The 21,399-nt window shown below is 39.2% G+C and carries 18 protein-coding genes and 1 pseudogene; 11 read left to right on the forward strand and 8 right to left on the reverse strand.

Translation table 11 applies throughout. The features are described 5' to 3' along the window. Positions 1-75: 75 nt before the first annotated feature. On the forward strand, positions 76-1,353 hold the full coding sequence (glyA, locus tag ACZ5V8_RS03550; RefSeq protein WP_464218709.1) for a serine hydroxymethyltransferase: 1,278 nt from the start codon (positions 76-78) through the stop codon (positions 1,351-1,353). On the opposite strand, the gene ACZ5V8_RS03555 is transcribed toward glyA, so the two are convergent. Continuing rightward, complete coding sequence (locus ACZ5V8_RS03555; RefSeq protein ID WP_464218377.1) at positions 1,350-2,549, reverse strand: polyamine ABC transporter substrate-binding protein; 1,200 nt, start codon at positions 2,547-2,549, stop codon at positions 1,350-1,352. The genes glyA and ACZ5V8_RS03555 overlap by 4 nt on opposite strands. Positions 2,550-2,759: 210 nt before the next feature. Here ACZ5V8_RS03555 and ACZ5V8_RS03560 point away from each other — a divergent pair, with 210 nt between their 5' ends. Both ACZ5V8_RS03560 and mutY read left to right on the forward strand, forming a co-directional pair. Next, complete coding sequence (locus ACZ5V8_RS03560; RefSeq protein ID WP_464218378.1) at positions 2,760-3,293, forward strand: adenine phosphoribosyltransferase; 534 nt, start codon at positions 2,760-2,762, stop codon at positions 3,291-3,293. Beyond that, positions 3,286-4,305, forward strand: a complete 1,020-nt coding sequence (gene mutY, locus ACZ5V8_RS03565; protein ID WP_464218379.1) for an A/G-specific adenine glycosylase — start codon at positions 3,286-3,288, stop codon at positions 4,303-4,305. The genes ACZ5V8_RS03560 and mutY overlap by 8 nt, the downstream gene beginning before the upstream one ends. A 132-nt stretch (positions 4,306-4,437) precedes the next feature. Here the strand turns inward: mutY and adk are convergent. Next, positions 4,438-5,091: pseudogene (gene adk, locus ACZ5V8_RS03570) on the reverse strand (adenylate kinase); the annotation flags it as partial. A gap of 444 nt (positions 5,092-5,535) precedes the next feature. On the opposite strand from adk, the gene purF reads away from it, so the two are divergent. The 4 genes from purF (at position 5,536) to ACZ5V8_RS03590 (ending at position 9,943) form a co-directional block, all read left to right on the forward strand. After that, the gene (purF, locus tag ACZ5V8_RS03575; RefSeq protein WP_464218380.1) at positions 5,536-7,047 is read left to right on the forward strand and encodes an amidophosphoribosyltransferase; all 1,512 of its coding nucleotides are present in this window, start codon (positions 5,536-5,538) and stop codon (positions 7,045-7,047) included. A gap of 98 nt (positions 7,048-7,145) precedes the next feature. Next, positions 7,146-7,751: a MiaE family protein gene (locus tag ACZ5V8_RS03580; protein WP_464218381.1), complete on the forward strand. Its 606-nt coding sequence runs from the start codon at positions 7,146-7,148 to the stop codon at positions 7,749-7,751. Between the two features lie 233 nt (positions 7,752-7,984). Continuing rightward, the gene (locus ACZ5V8_RS03585) at positions 7,985-8,185 is read left to right on the forward strand and encodes a hypothetical protein (protein WP_440615265.1); all 201 of its coding nucleotides are present in this window, start codon (positions 7,985-7,987) and stop codon (positions 8,183-8,185) included. A gap of 177 nt (positions 8,186-8,362) precedes the next feature. After that, positions 8,363-9,943, forward strand: a complete 1,581-nt coding sequence (locus ACZ5V8_RS03590; RefSeq protein WP_464218710.1) for a peptide chain release factor 3 — start codon at positions 8,363-8,365, stop codon at positions 9,941-9,943. 835 nt (positions 9,944-10,778) lie between these two features. Here the strand turns inward: ACZ5V8_RS03590 and ACZ5V8_RS03595 are convergent. Together ACZ5V8_RS03595 and folD are read right to left on the reverse strand one after the other, a co-directional pair. Further along, complete coding sequence (locus ACZ5V8_RS03595; RefSeq protein WP_440615263.1) at positions 10,779-11,351, reverse strand: tetratricopeptide repeat protein; 573 nt, start codon at positions 11,349-11,351, stop codon at positions 10,779-10,781. Positions 11,352-11,381: 30 nt separating this feature from the next. Next, positions 11,382-12,239, reverse strand: coding sequence for a bifunctional methylenetetrahydrofolate dehydrogenase/methenyltetrahydrofolate cyclohydrolase FolD (folD, locus tag ACZ5V8_RS03600; RefSeq protein WP_440615262.1), 858 nt, complete (start codon positions 12,237-12,239; stop codon positions 11,382-11,384). Between the two features lie 342 nt (positions 12,240-12,581). Between folD and ACZ5V8_RS03605 the strand changes: the two genes are divergently transcribed. The 3 genes from ACZ5V8_RS03605 to ACZ5V8_RS03615 are packed head-to-tail and all read left to right on the forward strand — an operon-like array spanning position 12,582 to position 17,107. Beyond that, positions 12,582-13,628, forward strand: coding sequence for an efflux RND transporter periplasmic adaptor subunit (locus ACZ5V8_RS03605; RefSeq protein ID WP_464218382.1), 1,047 nt, complete (start codon positions 12,582-12,584; stop codon positions 13,626-13,628). After that, positions 13,629-16,652: an efflux RND transporter permease subunit gene (locus ACZ5V8_RS03610; protein WP_464218383.1), complete on the forward strand. Its 3,024-nt coding sequence runs from the start codon at positions 13,629-13,631 to the stop codon at positions 16,650-16,652. Between the two features lie 47 nt (positions 16,653-16,699). After that, positions 16,700-17,107 carry a hypothetical protein gene (locus ACZ5V8_RS03615; RefSeq protein ID WP_440615259.1) on the forward strand — a complete coding sequence of 136 codons (408 nt, stop codon included), beginning with the start codon at positions 16,700-16,702 and terminating at the stop codon, positions 17,105-17,107. 76 nt (positions 17,108-17,183) lie between these two features. Here ACZ5V8_RS03615 and secB read toward each other — a convergent pair whose 3' ends face one another. The 4 genes from secB to ACZ5V8_RS03635 form a co-directional block, all read right to left on the reverse strand. Continuing rightward, positions 17,184-17,633 carry a protein-export chaperone SecB gene (gene secB, locus ACZ5V8_RS03620; protein WP_464218384.1) on the reverse strand — a complete coding sequence of 150 codons (450 nt, stop codon included), beginning with the start codon at positions 17,631-17,633 and terminating at the stop codon, positions 17,184-17,186. A 29-nt stretch (positions 17,634-17,662) separates the two neighbouring features. Next, entirely contained in the window at positions 17,663-17,914 is a 252-nt protein-coding gene (gene grxC, locus ACZ5V8_RS03625; protein ID WP_440615257.1) for a glutaredoxin 3, read from the reverse strand. Further along, positions 17,911-18,426: a rhodanese-like domain-containing protein gene (locus ACZ5V8_RS03630; protein WP_464218385.1), complete on the reverse strand. Its 516-nt coding sequence runs from the start codon at positions 18,424-18,426 to the stop codon at positions 17,911-17,913. The genes grxC and ACZ5V8_RS03630 overlap by 4 nt, the downstream gene beginning before the upstream one ends. A 97-nt stretch (positions 18,427-18,523) precedes the next feature. After that, positions 18,524-19,486: a LysR substrate-binding domain-containing protein gene (locus ACZ5V8_RS03635; protein WP_464218386.1), complete on the reverse strand. Its 963-nt coding sequence runs from the start codon at positions 19,484-19,486 to the stop codon at positions 18,524-18,526. A gap of 23 nt (positions 19,487-19,509) precedes the next feature. On the opposite strand from ACZ5V8_RS03635, the gene parE reads away from it, so the two are divergent. After that, on the forward strand, positions 19,510-21,399 hold the full coding sequence (gene parE / locus ACZ5V8_RS03640) for a DNA topoisomerase IV subunit B (RefSeq protein ID WP_464218387.1): 1,890 nt from the start codon (positions 19,510-19,512) through the stop codon (positions 21,397-21,399).

Genomic DNA, 21,399 nt, shown 5'->3' on the forward strand with positions numbered 1-21,399 from the left:
GATTTTGTAATAATGATGTGTAGAATGATACACCAAATTCCTAAGTTATATAACCTTATCTTGGAGGATACATCGATGTTTGATCGCCGCGTTACCGTTGCTCAATTTGATCCGGAATTATTTCAAGCTATTGAAAATGAAAATAAGCGTCAGCAAGAACATATTGAGTTGATTGCTTCAGAGAATTACGCCAGTCCCGCTGTGATGGAAGCGCAAGGCTCGCAACTTACCAATAAATATGCTGAGGGCTACGCCGGTAAGCGTTATTATGGTGGTTGCGAATATGTTGATATCGCTGAGGAATTAGCGGTAAATCGTTTGAAAGAACTGTTTGGTGCAGATTATGCCAATGTGCAGCCGCACTCGGGCTCACAAGCAAATGCGGCTGTTTATTTTGCACTTCTGCAACCTGGAGATACGGTGCTTGGCATGTCTTTAGCGCATGGTGGGCATTTGACGCATGGCGCTAAGGTGAGCTTCTCAGGTAAATTATTTAATGCGATTCAATATGGTTTAGATCCATTAACCGGTGATATTGATTATGCTGAAGTGGCGCGTTTAGCAAAAGAGCATAAGCCAAAGATGATCATTGCTGGATTCTCAGCATTTTCAGGGATTGTTGATTGGGCGCGCTTTAGAAAAATCGCCGATGAAGTAGGTGCTTATTTGATGGTTGATATGGCGCATGTTGCAGGATTAATTGCTGCAGGCGTTTATCCAAATCCAGTGCCCTTCGCTGATGTAGTAACTAGTACGACACACAAGACATTGCGTGGTCCACGTGGGGGTATTATTCTGGCTAGATCAAATCCAGAACTTGAGAAGAAGTTCCAATCAATTGTTTTTCCCGGCACGCAAGGCGGCCCATTGATGCATGTTATTGCTGCTAAAGCCGTTGCTTTTAAAGAAGCATTGCAACCTGAGTTTAAGACTTATCAGCGACAAGTGGTGAAAAATGCTAAAAAGATGGCAGAAGTGTTGATGTCGCGAGGTGTTGATGTTGTCTCAAAGGGCACTGAGAACCATTTGATTTTAATTGATTTAATCAGCAAAGATATCACAGGCAAAGATGTTGAAGCCGCTTTAGGGCGCGCAAATATCACTGTGAATAAAAACTCGGTACCAAACGACCCACGCTCTCCTTTTGTCACCAGTGGTTTACGTATCGGCACACCTGCGATTACCACGCGTGGTTTCAAAGAAGATGAGTGTGCACAAATTGCGCATTGGATGTGCGACATTATCGATGATCTTGGCAATGAAGCAAAAGAGCAGGAAATCAAACAAAAAGTTGTGGCACTCTGCGCTAAATTCCCTGTTTATTCAGAAGCTATAACAACTGAGTTGGCTTAGTTATTTTTATCAGGATGATAATACTTTGGTGTGAATTTAATGCCATATTTGACATACATCCACATTTTAGAGACAAAAGCTTGTAACTTAGGTGGATGCATGTTCAACACATACATTTTCTTAATCATTGCTTCTGTTGGATTGACGTTAGGGTCTTTAAATAGATCATTTAAATATTGGCTGTTATCAACAACGCCATTGGGTTGATAAATATAGTTGCTATTCATTGCCGCAACATAAGGATCCATATTGAAGTTTAAAAAAGCATAGGCAGCATCAAGGTTTTTGGCACCTTTAGGAATCATTAACATATCGAACCAAATATTTGTCCCTTCCTTTGGCAAGACATATTTTAAAACTTGATCTGGATTAATTTGCTTGGCGCGTTCAACCGAACGCACAACATCACCTGAATAGCCCATGACAACACATAAATTGCCTGCGGTGAAGTCATTTTGATATTTGTTGCTATCAAAATACTTAACATATGGACGTACATTTTTAATCAGATACAGCGCTGCTTTCTCGTAGTCTGCCTTATCCGTGGTATTAGGGTTGATACCTGCATAATAAAAATAATTACCAAATATTTGTTCTGGTTCATCAAGCATTGAAACACCGCATTTAGATAGCGTCTTAAGATATTTTGGATCGAATAAATACTTCCATCCATTGGGCACAACAGGGTGTCCAAAGACTTTGGCAACTTCTTTGACATTATAGGCAATGCCTGTTGTACCATAGCTGTAAACAATCGCATAATTGTTACCTGGATCATTAATCTCAGAAATCTTGTCGTAAATTGCTTTATTACGATGTACCCAGTTGGGTAATTTGCTTTTATCAAGCTTAATGAGCGCGTGTGATTTGATTTCACTTGGTAGATAAAGCGCGCCTTGCTCAATGACATCAAATCCAGAGGCGCCAGTCATTACTTTGGCGCGTGTCATATTATCATCAGTGGTATAGCTTAAACGTACACGGGTATTAGATAAACCACTAAAGCATGGGATAAGATCCGGTGACATATAATCTGCCCAATTCGTGAAATTAAGCGTTTGCTTGGTTTTAAATGGCGTAATTGGAGCGCTTAATAATTTCTCACTACATTGAAAATCAGCAGCAGACAGTAAGCCTAAACAGCCAATAGATAGCGTAACAATATATGAAGTCTTTTTAAGTTTCATCGATAACATAACAAAGCCCGCAAAGTTATAAAATTAAAATATTGGCTATTGTAGCGTTAAGCCATACCCATCGTAAATCATTTTGCTGGTTTAATCTGCCTTGTGCATCATAATCACCTTTCCGCTCGCGAATGTAGCAAGCTGGATTTTTAAATGACAACATTCGCGCCAACGTGCTACTATGTGCGCAACTATAGCTGAGAAAATTCTTTTAAAATAATGAGCATTACAACAATTAAATCTTTAATTACCGCGGTGCCTGATTTTCCAAAACCGGGTATTTTATTTCGTGATATCACGCCATTATTGGCAGATGCCGATGGCTTAACGCAAACGGCAATGATTATGGCGAAACGCATTAAAGAAAAGGGCTTAAAGCCGACAATTATCGCAGGACCTGAGAGTCGTGGCTTTATCTTTGGTGTGGCATTAGCAAAGCACTTATCCATTGGTTTTGTACCCATTCGTAAGCCTGGTAAGCTGCCGCGTGCGGTGCATACCTGTGAGTATGAGTTGGAGTATGGTATTGATAGATTAGAAGTGCATCAGGATGCTTTTTCTAACAATGATCAAGTGTTGTTAGTGGATGATTTGTTAGCAACAGGGGGTACAGCGAGTGCTTGTGTTGATTTGGTTAGAAAAGCAGGTGCTACTGTGTTAGGTTCTGTATTTGTGATTGAACTTAATGGGCTCAATGGACGTGAGAAAATGCCAACAGATATATTTATTGACTCATTAGTTCAATATGACTGAGATTAAACTTCATTTTAATATTTCACATTATCAAAGCGCTTTACTGGCGTGGTTTAGCCAGAATGGGCGTCATGACTTACCGTGGCAGGGCGAGTTTAACCCTTATCATGTGTGGTTGTCTGAGATTATGTTGCAACAAACACAAGTCAAAACCGTTGTTCCATACTTTCTCAAGTTTATTGATAAATTTCCGCATATCAGTGATCTAGCACAAGCAAATCAAGATGAGGTAATGCAGTACTGGGCAGGGCTTGGCTATTATGCGCGTGCTAGAAACCTGCACAAAACAGCACAAATTGTATATGAGAAATATAATGGTGTAATGCCTAATAATGTTGATGATTTATTAGCGCTACCTGGAATCGGTAGATCAACCGCGCATGCGATCTTATCGATTGCATTTAATCAAGCAACACCGATTATGGATGGTAATGTTAAGCGCGTATTTGCACGCATATTTGCGATTGATGAAGTGTTGTCAGATGCAGCGATTGAGAAAAAACTATGGCAGTTGGCGCATGAGCTTATGCTAAAAGACAAAACGCAAAATTATACACAAGCACAAATGGATTTGGGTGCAACAGTTTGTACACGCACTAAGCCAAAGTGTGGACTTTGTCCACTGCAAAATATTTGTTTGAGCTTTGCCAGTGAGCGCGTTGATCAATATCCGCGAAAGAAAATAAAGGTTGCAAAAGCTATTCAGTCAGCGGTATTTCATCTTTATCAATATCAAGATGAATTGTTATTGATCAAAAAACCAAACAAAGGCATTTGGGGTGGGTTGTATTCATTACCAGAAACTGCGTTAAGTATCGGTGAATATAGTCATATGCTATGTGAAGAACAAAAGCATATATTTACGCATATTGAGCTGTATTATGATATCAAAGTCTATCAATTAACACAGAAAGTAATAATTGATGATGCTTGTTGGGTTAACAAAGATAATATAAAGGAATATGCTCTACCAGCACCATTGGCAAAGCATTTATCTAAGCCCTCGTTGTAGGCCATGATGATCATCTTCTCGTTCACTTTGTGAAACATCATCATCGGAGTTTGTAATTGTTTCAGAGGCTTCGCGATATTGTCGTCGTATTGGGTGGGAACTTTGTCTTGGACTTGTTGCTTGTTTTTGAGGACTTAGCACGTCAAAAATTTTTTTAGTTACCGTATCAACACTTTGATTGCCATCAATTTGAACATAAGTTGGCTTTTTAAGCTTAGTGCCAGTTGTATCAAAATGCTGGTAGTATTTAATCAAAGGCGCAGTTTGTGCATGATAGACATTTAAACGATTTTTAACGGTTTCTTCTTTGTCATCTTCGCGTTGAATCAAGTCTTCACCGGTTTGATCGTCTTTGCCAGTAACTTTTGGTGGGTTATTATCAACGTGATAGGTGCGCCCTGATGGCTCATGGATTCTGCGACCTGACATGCGTTTGATAATGATATCGTCATCTAAAGTGATCTCAATAATAAAGTCGATATTAATACCAAGCTTTTTAAAGGCGTCAGCTTGTCCTAGTGTGCGTGGCACGCCATCAAGCATAAAACCATTGTCGCAATCAGCTTGTGATAGGCGCTCTTTAACGATTTGCATAATAAAGTCATCAGAAACAAGCTCGCCGGCATCAAGAATTTTTTTCAGTTTAATACCGGTTTCAGAGCCTGATTTAATCGCGGCTCGCAACATATCACCGGTTGAGATCTGTGGAATGTTAAATTTTGTTTCAATGCGCTTTGCTTGTGTGCCTTTGCCAGCCCCTGGTGGACCTAGAAGAATAATGTTCATGTAGTTTCCATTAAAGGTAAAAATAAAATGTGGTTCTATGATAAAAAGAAATAGCGTAAAAGTCTTTTAAAAAATTGGTTAGGTTTGAACAATTCGTCCAAAAAATATTGATCACACCCTGAGTATGAGTATTTATCGTACCCTGAGCGTGAGTCGAAGGGTGAGTATGCAAACAATAAACGTATAATGGCTTCGACTTTGCTTACGGATGACAAGTCAGAGGGAGTCATTGCAAGCATGGATGCGTGGCAATCCATTTTGTCAGGGATGATTGATTTAACTTCGTTGTAAAGCCTATATTTACAAGCTACTTATTAAATTAGTGCCATTAATTCCTGCTTCATTACTAAGTTTGAAAACAAGAAATACTGCAAAATGGTTTGTGATGAATATACCAGTAGTATAAAATGGCGCGGTCTTAAAACAGCAAGAAGATGAATAATTATGTGCGGTGTTGTTGGGATTATTGGGCATGAGCCTGCAAATCAAAAGCTATTTGATGCATTGACGATGTTGCAGCATCGTGGACAAGATGCTGCAGGTATTTTGACCTGTGATGGCTATCATATGTCATTGCGTAAAGATAAAGGACTTGTTGTTGAAGCAATTCGCACGCGTCATATGGAGCGTTTACAAGGCAATTTAGGCATTGGCCATGTGCGTTATCCAACTGCAGGATCAGATAGTGTTTTTGAATCACAGCCTTTTTATGTCAACTCACCTTATGGCATTGCCTTAGCGCATAATGGAAACTTGATTAATACCCCACAAATTCGCAAAGAGTTGCTTGAGCACGATTTTCGTCATATCAATACGAGCTCGGACTCGGAGCTTTTACTTAATGTATTAGCCTCAGAGTTGCACAAAGCGGAAGTATCACTCACCAATTTTTCAACGGATATCTTTTTTAATGCATTAACTAAGCTTTATCAGCGCTGTATTGGTGGCTATGCCGTTGTTGGTGTGATTGCAGGTGCTGGTTTATTTGCTTTTCGAGATGCTCATGGCATTCGTCCTTTAGTGTTGGGTGTAAAGGAAATCAATGGTAAAAAAGAATATATGGTTGCGTCTGAAACCGTTGCTTTAGACTGTGATGGTTATGAGGTTATAGGGGATCTCGGTGCGGGTGAGGCTATCTTTATCTCACTTGACGGAGAACTTATGCGTAAAGTATGTGCTCCCAGTGCCAGTTTGTCACCGTGCATTTTTGAATATGTTTATTTAGCGCGTCCAGATTCTGTGATCGATGGCGCGTCTGTTTATAGTGCACGTTTGGAGATGGGGCGTATTGCCGGTAAAAACATCTTAACTGAATTGCCAGAGCATGATATTGATGTGGTCATTCCGGTACCTGATTCAGGGCGCCATGCGGCATTGCCTTTGTCACGTGTCTTAGATGTTCCATATCGTGAGGGTTTTGTCAAAAACCGTTATGTTGGACGCACGTTTATCATGCCTAATCAGGCGGCACGTCAGAAATCTATTCGTAAAAAGCTAAATACCATTGATCATGAATTTAAAGGCAAACATGTGCTTTTGGTTGATGACTCCATTGTACGCGGTAATACCTCAAAGTTGATTGTTGAGATGGCAAGAAAAGCGGGTGCACGCAAGGTATCAATCGTATCGACTGCTCCTGTGGTTAAATACCCTAATGTTTATGGTATCGATATGCCAACGCATGATGAGCTTATCGGGCACAATCGTGGTATTGATGAAATTCGCCAGTGGATTGGGGTTGATCATTTGTTTTATCTGACGACGGATGATTTAGTTGCAGCTGTGCGCAAACAAGCGCCACACCTACAGCATTTTGACACTTCAGTATTTGATGGCAAATATGTTACCGGTGGCATTGATGAGCATTATTTTGAAGCATTGTTAAAGCATCGCAAACAACAAGCGGAAAATAATTCATCGAACTTAGGTGCTGTTGATATGCACAACCAAGAATAAAATGAGATTATGCCTAGCGATGATGCCAAGTTCCCTAAGCGTAAGTCGAAGGGAGTATAAGCCTAGAGTTAAAATAAAATGTAGTGTAAGTTTTTAGAATGAATTATTTTAATCAAACAACGATTGATACGTTTTTGCCATGTAAGACGCCTAAAGCGTGGATAGATAAAGCGCTTAAATCCATTGATATCCTATTGTTAGATCATGCACATTGTGAGAAAAAGGCTGCCTCTGCTGCTATTAGCTTTATGTATCGCAAGTCAACTGAGTATCCAGAGCTTCTGCTCAGAATGTCAAAGATTGCCCGTGAAGAGTTGGTACATTTTGAGCAGGTGCTAGGTATTCTTAAAAAACGTAATATTGAGTATCGTTTATTATCAGAGTCGCGTTATGTCAAAGAGCTAAAAAAACACATGCGCACCTCGGAAGAAGGGCGTTTGGTAGATACGTTGATTATTGGCGCTTTTATCGAAGCTAGATCGTGTGAGCGCTTTGGTGCTATTGCCCCTTTTCTAGATGAGGAACTAGAGAAATTTTATTTGGGATTATTGGCATCAGAACAGCGCCACTTCACGATTTATCTTAAATTTGCACAACAATTTGCCACAGATGACATCAATCACCATATTAAGCGCTTTTCTACTGTGGAGAAGCTGCTGATAGAGTCGCCTGATACTGAATTTCGTTTCCATAGTGGGGTTTGATGTTGACTATTGTTTTCGGCTAAAGTTGCTTTTTTGAATATTGTATTTTAGTCAGTTCCTATCTATCATTATCAAGATTAAGAGAGAAAACAAAAAAGTAAGTTGGTATTCAAGCTTACGGGATATCTTTTCGTTGTATATCCATCGTAAATCATTTTGCGGTGTTTATTTGCAAAGTGGTTTGTGATGGGTATAAATACGACATTGATATCTTATGTATGAAGGAGACAATCATGCAAATAGATGATAAGACCAAGCGATGGTTGTTTGATATGTATAATAAACAAAGTATTGTGACCGTGAAATCACATAATATTCGTTATGTTGGGGTGCTTAAGCATATATCTGCTGAGCATGTGATGATCGGCATGCCTTTTGGTGTTAAGAAAATAAGTTTTACCGAAGTGGATAAAATCATTGAACATCAACGTTAACTTTGCATAATATTCTGCTAGTGATTGTAAGAAAAGGTCATTTGCCAATGTAGTCTTTAAAGCATTAATTTTTTCATAAAGTTTTTACATTTATCCGTAAAACAGGTAGGCTTTGCTCTTTTGCAAGAGCAAAGTATTTTTGAATTTAATTTTTTTGAATTTTTTTGAGGAAAAATGATGTCTGAATTTCTACAGGCGCTAAATAAGCGACGTACATTTGCGATTATTTCGCATCCGGATGCCGGAAAAACCACATTAACGGAAAAGATGCTGTTATTTGGAAATCTGATTCAATTGGCAGGCACGGTGAAAGGCAAAAAATCAGGTCGTCATGCAACATCTGACTGGATGGAGCTTGAAAAACAGCGTGGTATTTCGGTAACCACATCCGTAATGCAGTTTCCCTATAATGATTGTGTGGTTAATCTATTAGACACCCCAGGGCACGAGGACTTCTCAGAAGATACTTATCGCACATTAACCGCAGTTGATTCGGCCTTGATGGTAATTGACGGCGTTAAAGGGGTTGAGGCGCGCACCATTAAGTTAATGGAAGTATGCCGTTTGAGAACAACACCGATTATAACCTTTATCAATAAGTTTGATCGTGATACACGTGATCCAATGGAATTAATGGATGAGGTTGAAGATGTCCTTAATATCCAATGCGCACCAATGACTTGGCCAATTGCTTCGGGTAAGGAATTTAAAGGGGTTTATCATCTATATAATGATGAAGTGATTTTATTTGAAACAGGACATGGGCATCATATTCATAACTATCAAGTAATCAAAGGGCTAAATAATAGTGAATTAGATGATAGGATTGGTTATTTGGCAGCTGAGTTAAGAGAAGAGGTTGAGCTTGTCAAAGGGGCAAGTCATGAGTTTGATCTTGAGAAATATCGACGTGGCGAGCTGACCCCCGTGTTTTTTGGTACGGCATTGAGTAATTTTGGTATTAAAGAGATGTTAGACACCTTTACTGAATGCGCCCCATCGCCAACACCAAGAACGACTGATGTGCGTGAAGTCGTTGCAAGTGAAGAGCCATTAACCGGTTTTGTTTTTAAAATTCAAGCGAATATGGATCCACAACATCGTGATCGTATGGCGTTTTTTAGAATTTGCTCTGGAAAATATACAAAAGGCATGAAGTTACAGCATGTGCGCATGAATAAACAAGTGCAGATTGCTAATGCTTTGACTTTTGTGGCAGGCGAGCGTGAATCCTTAGAGGAGGCTTATCCTGGAGATATTATCGGTTTGCATAATCATGGTACGATTCAAATTGGTGACACATTCACGCAAGGCGAAATACTTAAATTTACGGGTATCCCTAATTTTGCCCCTGAGCTTTTTAGACGTGTGCGTTTAAATGATCCATTGAAAATGAAGGCGCTTTTGAAAGGGTTAATTCAACTATCTGAGGAAGGTGCAACTCAAGTCTTTAGACCGTTGAACAATAATGATTTGATTCTTGGCGCGATTGGTGTGCTACAGTTTGATGTTGTCGCACATCGTTTGGAGAATGAATATGGTGTTAAATGCAGTTATGAGCAGGTCAATGTTGTCGCTTCTCGTTGGATAGAGTCCAATGACAAGAAAAAGTTGGAGCAATTTAAAAGTAAATATGCAGACAATCTGGCGTTAGATGGTGGTGATTATTTGACCTATTTAGCAACAACACGTGTTAACCTGCAAATGGCTGAAGAGCGTAATCCAGATATTCAATTTCTGGCTACAAGAGAACACTAAGTATTGCCATTACAAAATTTCCACAAGCTGTATTCCCCTGCCCACTTTGATTATGTAAGCGTTGGCTGAGCGTAAGTCGAAGCCTCTATGAAGTGTATCCACTTTGGCTGATGCTCAGTCCATCGCTTCGACTGATGCTCAGGGTAAGGTGAGCATTTTTGGGTATATTAGGTAATAATTCAGAAATAAGTTGAGCTTCAATTACACCCCCTCACCCGCGCAGCTTAAGCTGCACGAGCAATCCCGCAAGGGGAGAGGTACTGACTGACGCAACTTATTCTTGATTCATTACTAGGTGAATATTTAGTCTTAGCCCAAAAACAAAAAAACAAACAATCGACGAGCCACTAGATCTATTCAAGGAGGGAGGAAGTTGATACTAGCGACCCGTCGAAAGAGAGCGCCACTATACTAAGCTTTTTGCGTAATGGGAAGGTCTTTTTGTAAATATTTACAAAAAGTTTTCAAATCTCTATACTCATCAATCACTTTGTGGTGTTTAATGCTTGAGAAATGTTTGATGCTTTTCGGTAACTGAATTGCAGGTAATAGCTAGGGGCGTTGCTACAACTCAATTACAACAGTGCGATAAATTCAATGGCAGAAATACTATAAAATTAATGGCACTACCTTAAGAAGTATCTTGTAAATATAGGCTCTGCAACGAAGTTAAATCAACCATCCCTGATAAAATGGATTGCCACGTATCCATGCTCGCAATGACACCCTCTGATTTGTCATCCTGAGCCAGGATGGCGTGAGGATCCAGTGCGAAGCTGTCATGGATGGTTAGTGATCCTCCAAAGGTAGTGCCATTATACCTAAACTTGAACGTTTAGAAAAATGGCAATGCGTCTAAGCTTAGATCAATACCATTGGCGCGAGCTTGGCGTAACCAATAGTTTGATTTAAAGAGATTGGTTGATACACCAATGCCCTTCTTATACATATATGCCAAATAAATTTGTGCTTCGGCATAGTCATTTTTAGCAGCTTTTTCAATCCAGTAGAAGCCAACCGCAGGGTTTGATTGCACGCCCAATCCTTGGAAGTACATAAGCCCAAGCTTAAATTGCGCTTCAGCATATCCTGTGGCAGCTGAGTATTGAATATAATCAACCGCTTTATCTATATTGTTGCCACCTGATTTGCTGATTTGTTTGCTGTACTCAACCCCTTTATCATAGGCAGCTTTAGGACTTAGCTGTGTATAATTGATGGGTTCATCATTTGTTGAACTTTTAATTGTTTTGGGGTTATCCTTGGCAACGTTAGCTGTTTTTTCTAATTTACTACTGATAATGGCATGTGCATTATTATGGTAAAGTGCAGTCATTCCTAGAATAATAGCCAACACAATAACGATGGCACCGACCCAAATTGAAAGGTGATTTTTAATAAGCTTCATGTATATTCGCTCCAAACTTCTCGCGAATCATTATGCCTTGCTATGTAAATACTCACAAGCAAATAACGTATTTTCTAGTAAAGTAGCAATGGTCATAGGACCAACACCGCCTGGAACCGGTGTAATAAAAGCAGCATATGCTAAAGCCTTGTCAAAGTCGACATCACCGACAATGCTGCCATCCTCTAATCGATTAATACCAACATCAATGACCACAGCACCTTTTTTTAGCCAGTGACCCTTGATAAAGTGCGGTTTGCCAACGGCGGCAACCACAATGTCAGCGCGCGCTAAATGTTCTGTGAGATCATTAGTAAAACGGTGACAGGTGGTGACAGTAGAGCCTGCTAATAAAAGCTCCATTAACATGGGGCGCCCAACGATATTAGAAGCGCCAACGATGACTGCGTGTTTGCCTTTTAAATTATCGATCACCGACTCAAGTAATGTCATAACACCTTTGGGTGTGCAGGGACGCAACAGCGGATTTCGCTGCATCAATTTACCAATGTTATAAGGATGAAAACCATCAACATCTTTATCAGGGCGAATGGCTTCAAGTACTTTCTCGGCATCGATATGTTGTGGAAGTGGTAATTGTACCAATATGCCATCAATAGTTGGATCATTGTTAAGCTGATCGATAAGGTTTAATAACTCGTCATTGCTCACATTTTCATTAAGATCGTAATTAAGCGATAAAAACCCCACCTCTTCACAGGCTTTACGTTTGTTATTGACATATATTTGTGAGGCAGGATTATTGCCAACAATAATGACAGCAAGCCCTGGGATACGTTTGTTTTGTTCTTTTAGTTGATTAACTTGTGATTTGATTTTTAGTCTGATTTCTTGCGCTTTTTTTTTGCCATCAATAATTTGTGCCATAGCATAGGTTCCTGTTTTTTTACTTTTTCTATTTTTCTATTTTTCTATAGGCTTAAGTTGGTAGTACATGATATACCCATCATAAACCATTTTACAGAATTTCTTGCTTTGCATTTGCTGCGCCTTTACAAAGTTGAATTTTGGCAATAGTCCTAGCTATTACCTGCAATCCAGCTTTGTAAAATCCTCATAAACTGCTTTGCAACTAAACACCGCAAAATGATTTACGATGGGTATAGACAATTAACGTCTTATTTTAAACAACATTTATTAATGTTCTTGAATCGTGCCAAAAGATCGTCTAGTTTAGGCGGTAGCAATTGTTATCATTGGTATTAATGAATGAAAAAACATATTATTTTTGGAATTGTGACAGCCGTTTTGTTGTTGATTGTTATTTACTTTTTGTTTCTGGCGACCGCTAAAAAAGAGATGAGTTTTCACGTTGAACCGACAGGTGTTATGGTTGCAGCGGTCAATGAGCGCAATATCCCACTATCAGCCAAAGGAACGGGATTGTTGATCGCACCAAATACGGTCACACTTAAAGCGCAAATTGCAGGAATTATTAATAGTATTGACTTCACGAGTGGTCAGTATGTTAAAAAAGGGCAGCTGTTGATGACTTTGGATGATACCAAGCAAATGGCAGATGTAAGTTCTACTTTGGCAGACTTTACAAAATCTGAGGCGCAATATAAGCGAACAGACACTTTGTATAAGGAAAATAATGCCGTATCACAAAGTGAGCTAGATAATGCCAAGGCAAGTTATATGAAGACAAAAGCGCAATATGATGCAGCGTTGTATCAGTTATCCAATACCAAAATTGTTGCCCCTTTTAGTGGCTATTTGACATTAACGACCTTAGCTAAAGGCAGTTATGTTTCAGCAGGAGATACCTTGGTATCCTTAGTGGATAAAGAGAATCTGCAATTACAATATGCGTTACCGGAATCCTATGCTGGCAGTATTAAGCTTGGGCAAACGGTTGATTTTAAAGTTGATGCATTTCCAGGGCAGGTTTTCCATGCCAAGGTTGATTATATTTCACCAGATGTCTCAGATGATAATTTGACCTTTACTGTGCGTGCTGTATTTAAAAACACGGATAATCTGTTAAACCCTGGTATGAGTGTTTATATCTCACAAATTATCAAAGAAAATAATATGGTGTTAGCGGTACCAGAAAGTGCATTAAGTGCGCAAAGTGGTGGTTTTATCGTTTATGTTATTGTTGAGGGTAAAGCCAAAATGGTACCAGTACAAATCGGACAAATCGATAAAGGTTATGTCAGTATTTTAGAGGGTTTGAGTAAAGGGCAAGAAGTCATTGTCTCTGCCGAGGGTAATATTTCTGATGGTGTTACTGTTAAGGTGGAGAAATAAATGAAGCTGCCTGAGATCTGTATTAAGCGTCCGGTATTGTCATTTGTACTTAATGCGATATTGGTATTGTGTGGTTTGTTAAGCTTTAGTTATGTTAAGTTGCAATTTGAACCAACAGTGTTTAAACCAGTACTGATGATTCAAACCAATTATCCAGGGGCAAGTGCTGATGTAGTGCAAAAAGATGTCACTCAACAACTTGTTGCAGCAATTTCAGGGACGGAAAATTTAAGTTATATCGAAGCGACATCTATGCAAGATCGAAGTCAAATTAAATTGAACTTTGGTAATATTGATCAAGAGAAGTTTATTACCGCGCAATCTGAAGTAATGCGTGATATTGCAGGTGTTGATCTACCACAAAATGCGCAAACACCACAGATAAGGCAGCGTGGCAATGGATCGCAAGTGATGCTTATTGGCTTTCAAGATAGTAATCGCTCAACGGAAAGTCTGACATCATATATCAATGATACGATAACTAAACAACTCGCACAGACTCCAGGAGTCGGTGATGTGCAAGTTTACTCCGAAGGCTCAGCACTGCGTATAGAGCTTGACCCTAAAGCCATGGCGATTTTAAAAATTTCAGCCATTGATGTTGTCAATAAACTAGAGCAGTTGAATCGTAATGTTTCCGCAGGGCAACTGATTACTAATAACAATACCTATACGATTAATGTTGATAGCGCACTGGATAGTATCAGTAAGTTTGAAAATCTTATTATTGCTAAACACAATGGCAAGTTAATCTATTTAAAACAAATAGCTAAAGTTTATTTAGGGAGTTTATCACTTGCCAATGGTTCAATTAGTATTATCGATGGTAAACCCGGTGTGGTCGTCAATGTCTCGCAAACTAGTGATGCCAACCCGATTGATGTTGCTAATGCTGTTGCAAAGGCCGTTAAACAAATGCAAGGCTCATTGCCTCCGGGCATGAAAGCCAGTGTGCTCTTTAATGTCGCAACCTCGCTTAAAGCATCACTATATGAAGTGATTAAAACCATTATTGAGGCAATTATCTTGGTATCATTGATCTCTTTATTGTTTTTAGGTCGCTTTAGAGCAGCCCTTGTCCCTATTGTTACTTTGCCAGTATGTTTGATCGGCGTATTTGTGATTATCTGGCCGTTAGGTTTTAGTATCAATATGATGACATTACTTGCCATTGTGCTAGCCGTGGGGCTGGTGGTTGATGATGCGATTGTTGTTCTTGAGAACTGCTATCGCTACATGCAAAAAGGCTATAATGCATTTGATGCAGCAATTTTAGGCAGTAAAGAAATTGGCTTTGCGATTATTGGTATGACCATTACATTGGTTGCGGTCTATATCCCCATTGCGTTTATGAATGACAAGTCAGCCGTTTTCTTTCGTGAATTTGCCTTTACCTTGGCTGCAAGTGTTTTAATCTCAGGTTTTGTGGCGTTGACTTTATCACCGACTATGTGTGCACATACTTTGGGTAATGCAAAAGAAAGTCGCTATGAGAAGTTTGTCACTAGATTGTTTGCAAACTGTGAAAAAGCATATAAAAAATTACTTTATTTTGTGCTGCAAGTTCGTTTTTGGATCATTGCTATTTTTGTCATTTTGATTATTGCAGGGGTCGGTTTATTTCGCTCGATGCCTACGGCATTGCAACCCAATGATACCATTGGTGTGGTAGGTGTGAATATCGTCGGGCAAAGCAATGCAAGCTCAGATTTTATCATGCAAAAGCTCGATGAGGTTCAAAGTAAATTACCGAGCAAGGTGTTTGATCACTCATTTGGTTTTGTCGATACACAAAGTGGACAAACATCAGGCTTTTCAATGAATATTTTAAAAGAGGATCAAGTCACCAATGCCTATAAAGTAGCGCGTGAATTAAATGGCATTATTAAAAACACGCAAGGCATACAAGGTAGTAGTTGGGTATTTCCATTATCAGGACGTAATCAATCAGGTGATGGCGATATTCAGATGTATCTATTGAGTATGGATGATTATCAAACGCTTTATAAAAAAGCAGAAAGTTTAATCAATATGCTCGAGAAACTGCCAAGTATATCCTATGCAAGCATCGGCAGCGCCTCAGACAGTGGGCAATTTGATATGGATATCAACTATACTAATGCTGCTTTGTTAGATGTTGACCCTGCGAATATCCAAACGATCTTAAATATTATGTTTGGTGGTTGGCAGTTATCACGTGATTATGAAACCGGTGGTGAGAGCTTTCCAATCTATGTGCAGTTACCCAAAAAAGATCTTAAGAGCTTTGGTGTATTAAACCGCTTATATATCAAAACTGACTCAGGTGGTTGGGTGCAGCTAGGGCGCTTAGTAAGTATTGCCCCAGTGGTAAAAATTCCTTATTTGACCACTTATAACCAAATGCATGCCATGTCGATTAGTGTTAACTTGCAGCCAAATGCTTCAATGGGGCAAGTGGTTGAGCAAATCAAAGCGATTACTGAGCAGCTATTACCAGGTACTAGTTTAGCGTTTAAAGGAGATGCCAAAGATATGCTTGAGGGTAATAACAGTATGATTATTATCTTCATTGCGGGACTTTTATTTATTTATTTGGTACTTGCTGCATTGTTTGAAAGCTTTGTCGATCCATTTATTATTTTATTAACCGTACCTTTATGTGTTATTGGCGCTTTGCTTGGGCTTAAACTCATCGGAGGGACACTAAATATTTATACAGATATTGGCTTAATCACCTTGATTGGACTGGTGTCTAAGCATGGCGTGTTGATAGTGCAATTCTCCAATGAACTATTGGCAAAAGGGGTAGCATTAAATGAAGCTGTGATCAAAGGGGCAGCGACACGTCTGCGCCCAATTTTGATGACATCAGCAACGATGATTTTAGGTGCTATTCCATTATTGTTAAGCACGGGAGTTGGTGAGCATGCACGCCAACAAATCGGTATGGTTATTGTTGCCGGATTATTATTAGGGTCATTGTTTTCATTGTTTATTGTGCCTGTGGCTTATCAATTATTAAAATCTATCAGAAATAGATAGGATAGATTTACTACGTATATCAAAAAACAAAGGAGATTGCGGCAAAGATGTCATTAAGCAAGTTGTTTGAAAAAATTAAAGCTCCACTAAAAAATAATCGATGGTCTTGGGGAGGCATAAGAAATGATGGAATTGTGTGTTTACGCATTTGGCAAGATGAAAAAGAAAAGCTTGATGATAAAAGGTTATTTTTTCGTCTTACGAATCATCAAAAGTATATTGATCGGCAAGATGATCTTGGTTATAAAGAGAGACTTAAGCATATTGAGTTAATTTTAAGTGGTGCTGAGGTTTATCTAATAATGTGTAAGGCAAAAGATGGAGATGCCGTACCACGTTCTATAGAAAGCTATAATAAAAAAGATCTATTTGTAGGTGGGGATATTGCTGATTTTGATGGGGATAAATGGATTGAGATGCATAGGCGTATACCAATATCAGAAATCTCCAGATAATCACGTTTTGAAGGTTTTCTGGTGTAAGCAATAGCTTATGTTACATTGAGTGCTAAGTGATTAGTATTAGCTTAAGTTAGTTTGATTTTTGCTCTTGCTGCTTTTGTTGATAGATCATATCAAAGTTAACAGGGGCCAAGCATAGCTGTGGGAAGCCGCCTTTAGCGACTAAGTCAGAGATTGCTTCACGCGCGTATGGATATAAGATATTAGGGCAAAATGCATATTGCGCATGATCTAGTTGCCCTTCTTCCATATTGGAAATAAGGAAGATACCGGCTTGTTGCACTTCTGCTTTAAACGCATCAGCATCACCGCATTTAACATCTGCTTCAACCGTTAGTATAACTTCATACATGTTTTCTTCAGGCAAGCCTGTCACTTTAGTATTCAAAGCGACATTGAGCTCAGGCTTCCATTCCTGCTTGAATGCGTCAGCACCTTTAGGGATTTCAAATGAAATATCTTTGGTGTAGAGTTTTTGGATTTGAAATTGAATATCTGGTGTATTTGTTTCAGTTGTCATAGTCTTTCCTTATATAGTTAAGTTAAGTGTTATTTTCCAAGTAATGGGTCAAGTTCATTGGCATCTTCAAGGGCGTACAAGTCATCACAACCGCCAATGTGTTGGTTGTTGATGAATATTTGTGGCACCGTTGTGCGTCCTTTGGCACGCTCAATCATTTCATCACGCAATTCAGGTTTGTTAATGATGTTATATTCAGTAAATATAACACCTTTGTCGCTAAGTAATCCCTTGGCATTAATGCAGTAGGGGCACGTTGGCTTAGTGTAAATTTCAATCATTTAGATACGCCTTTATCATTTTTGTCTTTTCTATCTTTTCTATTTTTTACATCTTTCTTGTCAGTATTCATTTCATTATGTGCTACGGTTTTATTGTCAGTCGGCAATTTATCTTGTAACCATTGTTTGAAGCCACCCTTTAGTGTGTAAAGCTTATCAAAGCCTGCCTTTTTTAACAAATCACAGGCACTAGCACTTTGTGCCCCTGTTGCACAGTAGACGACAATTGGATTGTTCTTATATTTGTTGAGTGTTTTAGTGTTTTCTTTAAGTTCATCAACGCTACTATTGATCGCACCAACAATGTGACTTTCATTAAATAGCTTGCTATCGCGAATATCTAAAAACACACCTTTGTCACGGTTTGTGATGTTAATCGCATCTTGTATTGATAGTTGAAAACGACTTGATTTAGCTTGGCGAATTTCATAACCAAGGTAGATCAAAATGGCAAGTACAAAGATAATACATAGTATTAAGTTTTGAGAGATGAAATGACTCAGGTTTGACATGTTTTTCCTAATTTTATTATTTGTTTTAGCATAAGCTCCAAGATCAGCAAAGAGCAGACTTATTTATTAACATGGTGGATTATAGCGGGTTTAAAATTTAATGAGAAGCCAAACTTGGCACGCTTTTTCGCACAAGTGATTCGATGGCTTTCAGCCACTTGGTAATGGCTGAGCCACGACGATAAACCAAACCAATCTCACGAAAAGGAGCCGGTGCCTTAAAGTCAATATAATGAATGCCATTGTGTGAGGTAAGTGTGGCAATCTCAGGGATAATGGTAATGCCAAGTTTAGCAATGACCATTTGCCTTAGCGTCTCAAGACCTGTGGCGTTGCACTGGATGCTTTGTGCGGGATTGATGTTTAAAGAGAGCACTTGCTCGCGCAGGCAGTGACCCTTTTCTAAAAAAAGCATGGCTTCATCGTCAAGTTTTGATATATCGACTTCTTGTAACTGACTTAAAGGGTGCCCGTCATACACAGCCAGTTTAAATGTATCTTTAAATAATGGTAAAAACTCTAACCCTTGAGGTAATGAGTCATGTGCTAAAAGGGCAGCATCAATTTTACCCGATTGTAGCATTTGAATTAGAATAGGGCTTTTTTCCTCAATAGGATATATCTTAATAGGGCTCTTATCCGCTAAGCTTGTGTGAATGAGTTGTGGTAACAGATAATGAGCAAGCGTGGGGAATAGTCCAATTTTAAACAATAGGTCTTCCGTTTTGTTATGCATCGCGGCGAGATCTTTGATGTCTTGAGCAATGGTTAATAATGATTGTGCTTTGTCAATAATCTGTTGGCCAATGGCTGTTACAAGCACGCTTTTTTGGAAACGTTCAAAAATAGCGATGCCTAACTCATCCTCAAGCTTTTTGATTTGCATGCTAAGTGCCGGTTGGCTGACAAAGCATTCTTGTGCTGCTTTATTGAAGTTTTTATGTTTAGCAACGGCAATAATGTATTCTAGATCACGGATATTCATAATTTTCCATTCGAGGCAGCATTTAGATTTAAGATTACTCGATTTTGTGCCAGAATAAACGATAAAATTAGACATAAAATAATAAGCACCATTTTGTTATGAATCAATACACTGCTCAATCCATTGAAGTTCTATCAGGTCTTGACCCTGTTAAACGACGTCCAGGGATGTATACTGATACACAAACCCCTAATCATGTCGCACAAGAGGTGATTGATAATGCAGTGGATGAGGCATTAGCAGGACATGCCAATAAACTTAACATCAGAGTTTATGATGATGGCAGTTTTGAGGTTGAAGATAATGGTCGAGGGATGCCGGTTGATATTCATCCAGAGGAGGGAATATCAGGTGTTGAGCTCATTATGACGCGCTTGCATGCGGGTGGTAAATTCTCCAAAGAAAATTATCTTTATTCAGGAGGGCTTCACGGTGTTGGTGTGTCGGTAGTCAATGCATTAAGTTTGCGTGTTGAGGTGTTTATCAAGCGTGATGGTAAGCGTTATTTTATTGCTTTTGAGCATGGTGATAAGGTTGAAGAATTAAAGATAGTATCTGAAGTTGGAAAAAAGAACACAGGGACTACGGTGCGCTTCTGGCCAGATCCTAAATATTTTGATACCCCCAAATACGCAACGCGTAAATTAAAAAATTTATTAAAAGCCAAAGCAGTATTGTGCCCAGGTCTTATTGTTGACTATCAAAACGATGAACAAAACGATCGTATGACTTGGCAATACGATGGTGGGTTATTGGCTTATTTACAAGAGAAAATTGACGGTCTTGAGATATTGCCAGCGGTTCCCTTTTCAGGCTCTTTCACCGATGGACAATATGTTGTTGACTGGGCGCTTTGTTGGCCACAAGAAAGTGATAACCTAATTACAGAAAGCTATGTTAACTTAATTCCAACGCCTTTAGGTGGCACGCATGTTAACGGCTTAAGGTCGGGACTGTTAGATGCAATGCGTGAATATTGTGAGCTTCATAATATTTTGCCGCGTGGTGTTAAGATTATGCCAGATGATATCTTTGCAGGTCTTTGTTATGTATTATCACTTAAAATGCCTGAACCGCAATTCTCAGGGCAAACCAAGGAGAGGTTGTCATCACGTGATTGTGTGAACTTTATTGCCACACATGTCAAAGACGCCTTTAGTTTGTGGTTAAATCAAAATATTGAGACGGCAAATCAAATTGCTGAAGCCATTATTTCGCGGGCGCAAAAACGCCTTAAAGCCGAGAAAAAGGTTGTGCGTAAGAAAGTAACACAAGGCCCACAATTGCCTGGTAAACTCACAGATTGTGTAACGCAAGATACGCAATATAGTGAGCTATTTCTAGTGGAAGGGGATTCCGCAGGTGGTTCGGCAAAACAGGCGCGAGATCGTGAGTTTCAAGCAGTAATGCCATTAAGAGGGAAAATTCTAAACTCATGGGAAATTGATTCATCAGAAGTACTATCATCACAAGAGATCCATGATATTGCAGTGGCCATTGGCGTTGATCCAGGTAGTGATAATATAGAAGGGTTAAGATATGGTAAGATCTGTATTCTCGCGGATGCGGATTCAGATGGTTTGCATATTGCGACATTACTATGTGCTTTGTTCTTGCGTCACTTTAAACCATTGGTTGAGAAAGGGCATATCTATGTTGCTATGCCGCCGTTATTTAGAATTGACGTTGGCAAAGAAGTGCATTATGCGTTAGATGAAGCAGAGAAGAATGTGATCTTACATAAAATAGCTCAAAATAAAAAATCAGCTAAAGCCAATGTTTTGCGCTTTAAAGGGTTGGGTGAGATGAACCCAATGCAACTAAGAGAATCAACAATGGCAATGGATACCCGACGCCTTGTGCAGTTAACGTTATCCACTGATGAGCGTTTTGATCTGGAGGAAATGGATGAGATGCTTGCTAAAAAGCGTTCATTAGATCGCAAGCATTGGCTAGAGCAAAAGGGGAATTTAGCTGATTTAGAATGA

It is taken from the genome of Cysteiniphilum sp. GTC20157 (assembly GCF_055396795.1).

Coding starts and splice junctions, on each gene's coding strand:
- grxC (WP_440615257.1), bottom strand. CDS start 17,914: ATGATTGAAATTTACACTAAGCCAACGTGCCCCTACTGCATTAATGCC.
- ACZ5V8_RS03630 (WP_464218385.1), bottom strand. CDS start 18,426: ATGTCAAACCTGAGTCATTTCATCTCTCAAAACTTAATACTATGTATT.
- ACZ5V8_RS03590 (WP_464218710.1), top strand. CDS start 8,363: ATGTCTGAATTTCTACAGGCGCTAAATAAGCGACGTACATTTGCGATT.
- ACZ5V8_RS03635 (WP_464218386.1), bottom strand. CDS start 19,486: ATGTCTAATTTTATCGTTTATTCTGGCACAAAATCGAGTAATCTTAAA.
- folD (WP_440615262.1), bottom strand. CDS start 12,239: ATGGCACAAATTATTGATGGCAAAAAAAAAGCGCAAGAAATCAGACTA.
- glyA (WP_464218709.1), top strand. CDS start 76: ATGTTTGATCGCCGCGTTACCGTTGCTCAATTTGATCCGGAATTATTT.
- mutY (WP_464218379.1), top strand. CDS start 3,286: ATGACTGAGATTAAACTTCATTTTAATATTTCACATTATCAAAGCGCT.
- parE (WP_464218387.1), top strand. CDS start 19,510: ATGAATCAATACACTGCTCAATCCATTGAAGTTCTATCAGGTCTTGAC.
- ACZ5V8_RS03555 (WP_464218377.1), bottom strand. CDS start 2,549: ATGTTATCGATGAAACTTAAAAAGACTTCATATATTGTTACGCTATCT.
- ACZ5V8_RS03595 (WP_440615263.1), bottom strand. CDS start 11,351: ATGAAGCTTATTAAAAATCACCTTTCAATTTGGGTCGGTGCCATCGTT.
- purF (WP_464218380.1), top strand. CDS start 5,536: ATGTGCGGTGTTGTTGGGATTATTGGGCATGAGCCTGCAAATCAAAAG.
- ACZ5V8_RS03585 (WP_440615265.1), top strand. CDS start 7,985: ATGCAAATAGATGATAAGACCAAGCGATGGTTGTTTGATATGTATAAT.
- ACZ5V8_RS03560 (WP_464218378.1), top strand. CDS start 2,760: ATGAGCATTACAACAATTAAATCTTTAATTACCGCGGTGCCTGATTTT.
- ACZ5V8_RS03605 (WP_464218382.1), top strand. CDS start 12,582: ATGAAAAAACATATTATTTTTGGAATTGTGACAGCCGTTTTGTTGTTG.
- secB (WP_464218384.1), bottom strand. CDS start 17,633: ATGACAACTGAAACAAATACACCAGATATTCAATTTCAAATCCAAAAA.
- ACZ5V8_RS03580 (WP_464218381.1), top strand. CDS start 7,146: ATGAATTATTTTAATCAAACAACGATTGATACGTTTTTGCCATGTAAG.
- ACZ5V8_RS03610 (WP_464218383.1), top strand. CDS start 13,629: ATGAAGCTGCCTGAGATCTGTATTAAGCGTCCGGTATTGTCATTTGTA.
- ACZ5V8_RS03615 (WP_440615259.1), top strand. CDS start 16,700: ATGTCATTAAGCAAGTTGTTTGAAAAAATTAAAGCTCCACTAAAAAAT.